The organism is Asaccharospora irregularis DSM 2635 (genome assembly GCF_900129815.1).
In the GTDB taxonomy this organism is placed as follows: Bacteria; Bacillota; Clostridia; order Peptostreptococcales; family Peptostreptococcaceae; genus Asaccharospora; species Asaccharospora irregularis.
The window spans coordinates 49531-61455 of sequence record NZ_FQWX01000002.1 but is presented as its reverse complement, the minus strand read 5'-3'; the positions used below and the strand labels follow the sequence as shown (position 1 = coordinate 61455).

Annotated in this window: 11 protein-coding genes; all 11 read right to left on the bottom strand. The window is 30.3% G+C overall.

Annotated elements, in window-relative coordinates; translation table 11 throughout:
* Positions 1-4 precede the first annotated feature (4 nt).
* Positions 5-553: a stage III sporulation protein AG gene (locus tag BUB34_RS01290; protein WP_073123460.1), complete on the bottom strand. Its 549-nt coding sequence runs from the start codon at positions 551-553 to the stop codon at positions 5-7.
* Between the two features lie 11 nt (positions 554-564).
* Positions 565-1137: a stage III sporulation protein AF gene (locus BUB34_RS01285; protein WP_073123458.1), complete on the bottom strand. Its 573-nt coding sequence runs from the start codon at positions 1135-1137 to the stop codon at positions 565-567.
* A gap of 10 nt (positions 1138-1147) precedes the next feature.
* Positions 1148-2386 (bottom strand): stage III sporulation protein AE, encoded by a 1239-nt coding sequence (gene spoIIIAE / locus BUB34_RS01280; RefSeq protein ID WP_242948795.1) that lies wholly within the window; start codon positions 2384-2386, stop codon positions 1148-1150.
* Between the two features lie 14 nt (positions 2387-2400).
* Entirely contained in the window at positions 2401-2778 is a 378-nt protein-coding gene (gene spoIIIAD / locus BUB34_RS01275) for a stage III sporulation protein AD (protein WP_242948801.1), read from the bottom strand.
* 24 nt (positions 2779-2802) lie between these two features.
* Positions 2803-3000 (bottom strand): stage III sporulation protein AC, encoded by a 198-nt coding sequence (spoIIIAC, locus tag BUB34_RS01270; protein WP_073123454.1) that lies wholly within the window; start codon positions 2998-3000, stop codon positions 2803-2805.
* 11 nt (positions 3001-3011) lie between these two features.
* Positions 3012-3533 carry a stage III sporulation protein AB gene (locus BUB34_RS01265; RefSeq protein WP_073123452.1) on the bottom strand — a complete coding sequence of 174 codons (522 nt, stop codon included), beginning with the start codon at positions 3531-3533 and terminating at the stop codon, positions 3012-3014.
* Entirely contained in the window at positions 3523-4491 is a 969-nt protein-coding gene (gene spoIIIAA / locus BUB34_RS01260; protein ID WP_073123450.1) for a stage III sporulation protein AA, read from the bottom strand. The genes BUB34_RS01265 and spoIIIAA overlap by 11 nt, the downstream gene beginning before the upstream one ends.
* Before the next feature lie 138 nt (positions 4492-4629).
* Positions 4630-6618, bottom strand: coding sequence for a fructose-1,6-bisphosphatase (locus tag BUB34_RS01255; protein ID WP_073123448.1), 1989 nt, complete (start codon positions 6616-6618; stop codon positions 4630-4632).
* Positions 6619-6782: 164 nt separating this feature from the next.
* A complete protein-coding gene (locus tag BUB34_RS01250) occupies positions 6783-7949 on the bottom strand; it encodes a SpoIIE family protein phosphatase (protein WP_073123446.1) in 1167 nt (388 codons plus the stop codon).
* Complete coding sequence (locus BUB34_RS01245; protein ID WP_073123444.1) at positions 7942-9672, bottom strand: [Fe-Fe] hydrogenase large subunit C-terminal domain-containing protein; 1731 nt, start codon at positions 9670-9672, stop codon at positions 7942-7944. The genes BUB34_RS01250 and BUB34_RS01245 overlap by 8 nt, the downstream gene beginning before the upstream one ends.
* Positions 9673-9815: 143 nt before the next feature.
* Entirely contained in the window at positions 9816-11729 is a 1914-nt protein-coding gene (locus BUB34_RS13020; protein WP_143153280.1) for a GGDEF domain-containing protein, read from the bottom strand.
* Between the last annotated feature and the right edge of the window lie 196 nt (positions 11730-11925).

The window sequence follows — 11925 nt, the reverse complement described above, 5'->3', positions numbered from 1 at the left end:
TATTTTATTTATAATATACCTCAACTTGATGTCCTGCCACTTGCAATGATGTTTGTACTGCACTATAAAGAGTTTCCTTTACTGATGGATCACTCGCACCACTTGCTACAACTATTACTCCCTTTATTTTTGGTTCTGTAGTTTTTATTACTACAGGATTACTTGACCCTGAAGTTATCATAGTCTTATTTTCACTTGATGTCGTAACTGTTCTTTCCCCTCCCTGAGCATCCTTTTCCTCTGTTTTTTCTGTTGTCTGGTTAGAATTGAACGCTGGTTGAATTTCTTCACTTGACTCAAAGGTAATCATTACATCTACTTCTCCTGCCCCATCAATCTGGGATAGAATCTTTTTTAGCTTCTGCTCTAAGCTATGTTCCTCTGTACTTTCTGATACATCACTCTTGTCACTTTTTTTAGCTTCCACTTTATCCTTTGTTTTGTTACCTGGTTGTAGCCAAGATAACATTCCTAATGCTATAACGCATACAACTGCTAAAGACAATAGTGATAATATCTTCTTTTTATCCTTTTCATTTAAGTTTTTTAACATTTACTCAACCCCTATTTGTTAATTTCTATGGTTTCAACTGAGACATCAAGTATCTTCACTAGGTCATCTTTTAGTTTTTCCCTCTTTAGATCTAACTCGTGTTGACTATTTTTATCCTTAAATACCTGTTTAGAATTTTCACTTTTACTAGATTCTATGTCTTTTTTGTCCTTGTTATTACTACTTTTTTCTTTTATTTTTATATTATTAATATCAGATCCGTCTAAGTCTATATCTTCTAATTCATAGCCATAATCATCTAGTTTTAGTGCCAATACCTCTTTTAATCCATCTTCATATCCTCTTTCTAAGCTGTGATTTCCTGTCTTATCTGCTAATTTGTTAGTACTATCTACATACTCTCTATTGTATTTTTCAATAGATTTTAATATTCTATCCTCTAAGCTCATACCATTAGAAAATAGACCTATTATTGGAGTTATCACAATAAACACAAATATAAAGTTCAGGACTACATTTATATACGGTTTTATCTTAGACTCAGGTAATATCATTTCTACTATATTTACTATGAATGCTCCGATCATTATACTTACTATCCACATTTTTATACTATTTAACATATACTTCCTCCTAGCCTTGAGTAACCACACTTAATGATGTCAGTATAGCTATTGTTACAAAGAACATTATCATTATTGCAATTATACAAGCAAGCATTACTATCATTAAGTTTGCTACTTCGTTTAGAAAAGTTGAAATCCCTTCTTCTCCAACTGGCTCTACAGCAATAGCAGCTAGTTTATAGACTACTATTATAGAAACTATTTTTATTATAGGAATAAGACAGATCCCAACTAGTATTACTAGACCAACTCCTCCGAATACATTTTTTATGAGTTGTGATGATGATATTAATATGTCTACAGAGTCTGATACAAAACCTCCCACAACAGGTATAAAGTTTCCTATTGCAAATTTGGCAGTTTTTATACTAAACTTATCAAAACTAGTTACATATAACCCCTGTATTGATACAAGTCCTAGATATACAGTAAATATAGCTCCAATAGATGCTATATTTACCTGTTTTATAAATGATGATAACTTCTTGAGCTTTATGTTTGTAGATAAATTATTTATTATTAATATTCCAAATGCTAATGTAATCGATAAAAACATGAACTTTTTAAAAACAATATTTATAAGAGTTACACCACCTATAAAAATTGGATTTAAAGCTGTAGATGTTATTGGTAGACCTATTAATATTAAAAGTGTCATAAGTATAGGCATAATCACCTGCATAAGCCCTATGGTGCTGTCTATCGTCTTATAAGATATCTCTAATACATCCTTAAACCCTATCAAAACCACAGAAACCATTGTTATAAATACTATATAGGTGGTTATTTTACTTATAGCTCCCGTTGAAAAAGAATTGTCCAAACTTTTTAGAATTGAAGAGAAAAGTGCTAGAACCAATATTACTGTAGCAACTTTTAGGCTCGATTTTAACTCTTTAAACATTATCAATTTAATCTGATCCTTATCAAATAAATCTAGTATATTTTTTTTACCTTGAATCAGGTCTTTTATAAATACTTTTAAATCTAAACCTTTTACACTTCCCTCTTCATCTATATAATTTTGTACACCATCCAAATCTACCTTATCTAATTGACCATCGATATATTTGTCAATGCTGCTCTTTGTCTCATCGTAATCATCGCTTGTCATAACTTCCTTTTGTTTTTCTACTTGATTTTCTACGCCTTTATTATCTAGCCCTGTATTATCAGAATAACAAATAGATTGACTACCTGATAATAACAACATCGTTGTAATCATAATCCAAAATATTTTTTTCATAAGTGTTCATTCTCCTATGGCATTATATTTAATATCATCTCTACAATAGATAAAAGTATAGGGAATGACATTGTCATTACTATTATTTTTCCTCCAAACTCAAGTTTTGAAGCTATATTTCCTTCCCCACAGTCCTTACAGAGTTGTATTGCAAATTCCATTATGTAGGCTATTCCAATTAGCTTAATTATCAATGATATATACATGGTAGGTATATTTGCTTTATCTGCTAAATTTTGTACACTTTCTATTATGAAATTAAGTTTAGAAATTACAGAAAGTAGTATTACAATACCAGTAATTATAGCTATGAAATTTGCCATTTCAGGCCTATCCTTTTTTATTACTAAACAAAGTGTAGTTGAAATTATTGCAATACCTACTAATTGCATTACCTCCAAGATATCTCCTCCTCTTTAGTAAAGTTGAAACATTGTTCTAACTGTATTAAATAAATCACTTATTTCTGTTAATACAAGTCCCAAAACTATTACTACTCCTGCTAATGTCGTAAAAGTTGCCCAATCTTTTCTATCTGTCTTTTCTAAAATCATATTTAGTACCGATATTAATAACCCTATACCAGCAACCTTTAGTATCAGTGTTATATCCATACTCAACCCCCCTAAATTAATATAATCCCTAGTCCTATACCTATAAATGTTATAAGTTTTTTGTATAATATTCCCTTTTTATTTATATCCTCAGTAGTTTCGCTTGTTAGCTTTTTTAGATTCTCTACAGATAGGTCAATTATTCTTTGTTGTGATGTTATATCGCTCTTTCCTAAAGTGAGTATTAGTTTTTTTACTTCATCTACCTCCTTCTTTTGTAAATAAGTATATTTATGAAGAGTTTCTGAGCTTGACTCTAATATGTCCTCTAAAGTTTTTCCCGGATAATTCTTTAATTCATACTCCATACTTTTAAAAAATCTATAAAATTGAAATTCTTTTTTCTCACCTATCCTGCTAAATATTTCCTCCAATGTATATAATCCAAAAGATAAATCCATTCTCATTATTTCTAAAACTCTTATAAGATCATTTATTTGTCTGTTTCTATTTATGTAAGATTTATAGATATACTCTCCTATCAGATAACTGCACCCAACTAAAATCCCTATTAGAAATATTTTAATTTGCAAAATACCATCTCTTTTCTTCTAAATCGTATATTTTTTCTATTGTTCCAGGTCCTTTTTTTGCAGACAATATTATTACTTTTTTAAACAAAGCTCTATCCACCAAAGAACTGAGTTCCTTTCTATTTTTTATATCTTCTATAGAATTTCCATGAACTGTGGTTATTAAATTTACTCCCCCATTTAAAGCAGTGTATAGAGCCTTTACCTCACTCTCTTTGCCTATCTCATCGGTTACTATTACATTCGGAGACATAGATCTTAGAAGCATCATAATACCTAAATCTTTTGGGCAAGTCTCTATTATATCCGTTTTTATTCCAACATCCATTTGCGGAACTCCTAGGTATGATCCTGCTATTTCATTACGTTCATCTATTAATCCTACCTTTATTCCTCTAAACTTATAATTTCTATTTCCATTGCTCAAATTTCTAACTATATCCCTAATTAAAGTAGTCTTTCCGCATTGTGGAGGAGAAATTATTAATGTGTTGTTTACCTGATTATTCTCTCCTAATATATGTCTTAAAATTTTATCTGAACATCCAATTATTTGTCTTGAAATCCTAATATTTAAAGATGATATATTTTTTATATTTTTTATTTGCTCATCTTCTGCTATAACCTTTCCAACTAATCCCACTCTATGACCGCCTCTTAAAGTTATAAATCCCTTTTTTATATCGTCCATAAATGAGTGTATTGAGTACTTACATATTATTTGAAATGTCTGTTCTACATCTTCTCGTGACACTATATATGGGTTGTCTATTTTTAAGTCCAATTTATCCAAACTCTCATTATAAAAGTAATCTCTATTTCCTGCATTTATTATCAATGGCTTTTCTGATCTTATTCTTATTTCTTCTATATTTGTATGTTCATCAGAAATTCTTTTTACTCTTTCCCTTATATTTACACTAAGAGAATTTAATACTTCATCACAAAGTTTATTCATACCCTGTCCTCCTCTCTTGTTTATATAAGCTTATTTAAATAATTTATAAAATATTACATATTTTTTTGCACAAAAAATGCCTACTATTTAATCTGTAAATAGTAGGCATTTTATTTTTTTGATATTATTACTTTATAACTATTGCAATTCCTTTATCAGACCTTTTTTGTAAGCCATTAAAAGTAATTTTAAGTCATCTATTTCTTCTTGAATTTTTATTCCATTATCTGTATCTCTTACTCTTTTTCTCTCAGCTTTATGTTCAACTACTACTGTCGTAGATAAAATATCACTCTCATTTACAATAGCTTCCTCTGCACAATTAAACGGTTCATGCGACACTAATTGCAAACTATAAGAATTATATATCAGAGTATACCCTGCTATCCCCGTCTTATTTTGATAAGCCCTAGAGAATCCTCCGTCGATTACAAGTATTTTACCATTTGCCTTTATAGGGCTTTCTCCCTTTTTACTTTCAACTGGAACGTGCCCATTTATTATATGAGAACCCTCTACCTCAAGTCCAAATTCCTCGAATATCTTTTCACATATACTCTCGTCTTCTCTAAATTTAAAATATGGATTCTTATTTTCCTTGTGTGTTTCTTTTTCATTTATAAAATATCTTTCAAATGTTGTCATATCGTCTTTTCCAAACAGAGATGAACATTTCCCAGTCCATAAATACCACATAATATCCATTCCATATTGTTTTTGATTAGATTTACTTTCAAAGAAATACCCCTCTCTAGATAAGGCTTCCATCTTATCCATCAAGGCTTTTCCACTGTATTCTTTTCCTTTTATTTTCATGGACATAAAGCTTCCATCTTCATTTAGTGGGATACAGCCGTGTATTAAAAGATTTGAATTGGCTTTTAAGTATATACTTCCTTTTGAAAATAAAAATGAAACATGCTTTTGTAGCTTCTCACTTCTCTTAAATGAAATTACCAGCTTATCAATTATATTTTTTTCTTCATTTGTGAGTTTATATGGATTGTTTTTATCTATAGTAGGGAAATACGTATCCTTTAATTTATACTCTTTTCCCTTTATATTTATTGTTCCATTATCGTAGTTTATATTATTTAAAAGAAGTCTATGATCCATCTCAAATTCAGGTCTTCTATTTATTACTTCCCCTTCTAATTTAAACTGAATTATACTTATTGCCTTATGCATCTTAGCTATTAATGATTTTTCTCTACTTGTAAAGCTCTGGTCATTAGTTTTCGGCATAAAATCCTTGCAAGGATCGTCTTTGTACATATCCATTGCAAATGTAGCAAGCGGAAGTAAGTTTATTCCATAAATATCCTCTATTATATCTAAATTTGCGTATCTAGCTGATATCCTAAGTGCATTTGCTATACAAGTTTTTTCTCCAGAAGCAGCACCCATCCATAATATATCATGGTTTCCCCATTGTATATCTACACAGTGGTGTTCTATTAATTTATCTACTATTATATCTGGTCTCGGTCCTCTATCATAAATATCTCCAATAATGTGAAGCTTATCTACAACTAGTTTCTGTATCGCTGTGGATATAGCTATTATAAATTCTTTTGCTCTATCTATTTGTATTATTGTTTCTACAATGCTTTTGTAGTACTCTTTTTTGTGTTGGCTGTTCATATGCTCGTGTAGTAGCTCTTCTATTATATACTTAAAATCATCCGGTAAAAGCTTTCTTACCTTAGATCTTGTATACTTACTAGATGCATACCTACAAAGCTCTATAAGCCTATATATATTTTTTCTATAAAAATCCTCTATATTATCTTCTTGTTTAGTAATTAACTCTATTTTTTCTTCTGGATAATAAACAAGGGTAGCCAACATTTTCTTTTCACTTTCATCTAATGTGTCTGAAAATAATTCTTCTATCTTTCTTTTTATTACACCAGATCCATTTTTAAGCACATGAACAAATGGTTCGTACTCCCCATGTATATCTGTTATAAAATGCTCTGTTCCCTTTGGAAGATTTAGTATTGCCTCTAAATTTATAATTTCAGTACTTGCCTTTGATATGCTAGGATACTGTTTTGCGAGTAATTTTAAATATTTAATTTTATTTTCTAAATATCCATCTGATACTTTAGATAGATTCTTCATAACTGTTCCTCCAAATCTATATTTCTAATCTCAAGTACAATTATACCACACTTGAAATGTTATTTTTTACATTAAAGGGCTTTATCTAATGAAGATACAATCATATATTATAACACAATAAACTTGTATGTACTCTAATACTACTTTATTGAATGCTACTATATCTAATAGTACTCTATTTCAACAATTTTTCCTAAATCAACAAGAACATCTTTTAGTGAATTTAATACATACACCTTTATATTTAACTCTCTAGGAAAATCTGGGTTTTGGTGAGCAGGATTTATAGCTCTACCAACCAACATTTTTATATGAGTACAATCTTCGTACAACATTTTAGCCAATCTAGATGCCCCATCCTCACCATCTAATATTTTTAAATCCGTAGATGATTTTAACATTTTTAATTTTTCTGTCGCCTTTCTTATTGTCAATACTCCCTCTGTCAATAAGTCTATTCCTTCTAGATACCCCATAGGAGGTACTTCTTTATCTACTATTCTAAAATTTGTTTTTATATCTCTTCCTAACTCTCTAGCTACAATATTTCCTGCAGATCCTCCACAAACTATTTTTTTACCTTTAGTGTTCATTATTTTCTCAACTATTAACTTATCCATATCCTTATCTATAGGTGGCCCTGAAAATAAAACGGCCTTTTGTGATTTAGTAATTTTTATAACAGCTACTGTAGTATCATCTTGTGGTTTTTGCATATAAAGCTGATCACACACACCTAATAACTCGTTGGCCACTGACCTTGCCGACATATCATTATTGGTAAATCTCTTTAAATACCTTGCAATATCATCCCATCTCCAATCTAAATTTAATGTGGGTCCTGTTCCCGCATAAATAGCTCCATCACTCACAGATACTATTATGTCTTTTTCCTGTAATTTAAAATTAGTTTCTCTTATTTTTTGTCCATTAATCTCTTTATAAATCCAGTCTAATTTTTTTATTGCATTATTTCTCATAAAAAATACACTCGGATTATCAAACTCTGCTATATATGCCATTCCATCCTTTGCTATTTTTATAATTGTAAAGGTTGAATAAGCTACATTTCTTATAGAACACACTGGAAGAGTTTTTAATATTGTGTCCACTACTTCTTCAATTAATAGTCCATCTCTCAGCATTGTTACAGCTATCTTAGCCGTTAGAGTGGCTAGAATATTTGCTTTTACACCACTACCTAATCCATCAGACAGTACGACAATAAAATCGCCATCTTTGTTATAAAATTCTACTTTGTCACCACATAATTCTTCTGTATATTTATTTAAACTACCACTTGCAAAGTCGACAAAAATTCCACTATTCATCCACCTGTTCCTCTTCTTCCTCTAAAATAAGTTTTTTAAGATTAGTTAATGTTACTTTTGTTTCGGCAGTCGTTTCACCTAGAAGACTTGCAATTTCTTGTGCAACAGTCATCTGCTTATTTATAACATGCTGTGCCATATCCATTGCATCTATTTTCATTTTTTGAACTTTCTTCTCCTTTTTTTCATTTTCCGTAATATCATCTGCTATCCACAACATAAGCTGCTCTTTTTCTAACCATATTACACTTTGGATAACCGTTGCCATCTTATTCTTAATGACAACCTTTTCTCTAAATATGTTTTTTCTAGTCATCCTTACTTTACTGAAAATTTTGTCATCTAAAAACATTACTATAGGCATACCTTTTTCTATTCCCTCTTCTATTCCTAAAAATTCTCTAGCAGATGGATTTAGCTGTAAAATATCAAGTTCCTTGTTTAAAATAACAATCATATTGGGAGTTGTCTCAAAAATTATATTAGCTAAATTTTCCGCTTTCTCTCTCATAAAAGGAAGGCACATATTTACCTCCGCCATATTGTTATACACAGCTATGGCTTTTTCCTTGCAAGTATGATACCCACAACTCCCACAATTTAGTTCATCTTTAAGTGTATATTTGCCCATTGTGTTTAGGATTTTTTTTATTTCTATATCAGTTGGTATTTTAAGAGGTATATTTAGCGATGTAAACAATTTGTAAGTATCTATATTGCAATCCTCTTTTAACAATCTCTTAGACTTATCATCTAGTTTTTTTGGTATATTGACCTGACTACTAGAATATTTTCTAATCCTTTGTTCTCTCTCATAGCAGCTTACATTATCCCTCGGCATACCAAATCCGCCCAGGCAACTATGTCTGCAACAGCTCATATCAATAAAAGTATTTTTTAGTCTTCCTTTTTGAATAGATTTTAATACCTCCATACATTCCTCTAGTCCGTCTACTTCTATAACATCTTTTTTAGGATTTCTATGTGATATTGACTGCCCTAATCCACCTAATATAGGAAATACTCTTTTATCCTCACTAAAATATCCAAATGGTTCTTCGTCTAAACTATCCAGTTCTATATTTTCCTCTCTTATCCATCTAATCAATTCTTTAAAGGTAATCACTGCATCAATAGAATATTCCTCTTGGCACTCAGTTTTTTTGGATATACAAGGCCCTATGAAAACAACTTTAACATTTTCCCCATACTTTTCTTTAAGAACCCTTCCATGATAAACAGCAGGAGATACTACTGGTACTAAGTTTTTAATTAAATCAGGGTAATGCTTTTGAACAAGTAAGTTTACAGATGGACAAAAACTAGTTATATATGTATCCTCATCATCTTTGTTAGCATAATTCTCATATTCATCTATAATAGGATCTATTCCAGCCAAAGTCTCCTCGAAATAGTCAAATCCTAGCATTTTAAGAACTCTTGGAAGCTTATCGCTGTTTTTCCCAAAAACTGCAGGAAAGCTAGGTGATACAGACGCAACTACTGTATCCTTATTTTCCAAATACCTCTTAACAAGCCTAAGTTCAGACCTTATTATCTTTATCCCTTGAGGACATGCCTTAGAACATCTCCCGCATAATATGCATCTATCTCGCATTATCTGTGCCTGTTCATTTTTAACTTCTATAGCATGAATTGGGCAGGATCTTATACATGCATAACAATTCTTGCAAGTTGTCTTCTTTAAATTCATAAACCACATTATCTTATCCCCCTTAGAAGTAAGATTATAAAAAGTCCACCACAGTATAAACTTAAATTAAAATTTATAATATGCTGAACTTAATAAATCTAAAAATCCTATATATCCTTTTTACATAATTTTATATAACTTTTATATCATTTTTATACAACTTTATTTTTTCCAATTTTTTTAGCCATATATAAATTTTTGTCTGCTATCTCTACTACGTTTTTATCTCCTTTAAATTCTGCTACCCCTAGACTTATAGTCACAACGATGTCCTCTTTCCACACTTTAGATTCAACTGCACTTCTTATTTTTTCTGCTATCTTAAATACCTGCTCTATAGGTTTGTCTTTTATTAATATAATAAATTCTTCTCCACCATACCTAAATTCCTTATCCTCTTCATCTAATAGATTTCCTATAGTCTCAGTTATCCCTTTTATTACAGTATCGCCAAACTCATGACCATAGGTATCGTTGATGGCCTTAAAATTATCAATATCTACCATCATAACAGAAAACTTTTCTTTTCTCTCTATGTATTTATTATAAATTATATCAAAATAATGTCTATTATAAACACCCGTTAAACCATCTATACAGCTTTGTTTTTGGGATTTTCTCAGTTGCATACCTAAAAATACAAATATTAGTGTAGCAAGAAAAACAATTATCGAAGCTACTTTATAAAATGCCAACTCTTTTTTAGCCCTTTCTAGCATTTTCTCTTCACTATCTACCTTCTCTAAAATATAAGAAACATTTTCTTCATTTCTTGTATTTTTATTATTTTTGTATTCTGCGATTAAAAGCTTCTGATATTTATCTTCTTGTTCTCTGTCGCCTTGTTTGTCATATAGTGAAAATAAACGCTCAAGCACATCTAATTTCTTTATGCTAACTTCTTTTTCATTGCTCTCTTTTAGCGCCTTTTCATAATTTTTTATTGCATTTTCATAATTTCCAATTGCTTCATCGTACTGACCTAATGCCTCGTAGTAATATATCTCTTTATCCCAGAAAAATATATATTCATCTGTTTTGAAAATCTCCTCTACCTCATCTAAGCATTGCTTAGCTCTATTAAGGTCCCCCTTATGCATATAAGATTGTGCCATAAAAATATTTCCGAGTATAGATATATCATTGTATATATCCCAGTCTACATCATCTTCGTACTGGGGTAATTGTTTTCCATACTTTAGTACATCATCATATTGTTCTAATTTTACATATGCCTCCATCAAACTCGATATTGCATATACCTTAGATTCTGCATTAGCTCCTACACCCTCAATATTGACTTGTAGTGCTTCTTTGATAAGCTTTTCTGCACGGGCATATTCATCGAATTGAAATATCATAGATGCCAAATCTATTTTTAAAACAGATTCTTTAAAGTCATCACCCTGATCTTTGGCTAGTGCAATAGCCTTTGCAGTCAAATATACCGCTTGAGAATAATTTCTCTTTAACCTATGTACAGAAGACAATCGTTCATATATATATAATTGCTGCTCTTTTCCTAGATTACGATCTATGCTCATAATATCATTTAAGGCATATATTATTAAATCATAACCGCCCTCTAAATACCCAATCGGATAAAGTAACCCCCATATATGTTCTAATAGTTCTTCATAACTGCCTTTTGGTATTGAGTCAAATGTATTTTTCACCACATTAATAGCCTCTTTATCATTTCCTTCTTCAATGTTTATTTGTGCTAAAAATTTACCTGTATATATTTTTATCAAAGGGTCTGTACTTCTACTGAACTCTTTACTGACTAATTTAAAATACTTTTTTGCCTCTTTGTTATTTCCATTTGCATAATTACTAAATCCAACTAAAAATTCTTTGTCCACTCCATCACTCATATGTCGGATAGTCTCATTTAATTTTTTTAAGTCTTTACTGTCGAGTTTATTTTCTCTAAGGTATGTTTGATAAATTTTGTCTAATGTAATTCGTGGATCTGAGTTATTCGGATTGTATTTAATAAATATAGCAATAGAACCTATAATTACAGATATGCTAGCCATCACTATTAACAGTTTTTTACTCACAGACTATTTCCCCCTTAAGTCTTAGAAATAATAAGGTACTTAAATTGCCAATTTATTTTAAATTTTAATCTATTTTAAAGAAAGTTTATCACATATTTGGTTCATTTTTCAAGTATTTAAGCTATATTTGCATAATATGATTAATTGCCTAAATACAGGTAATATTAAAAGGAGTAAAACCTCCCATTTTTGTAGG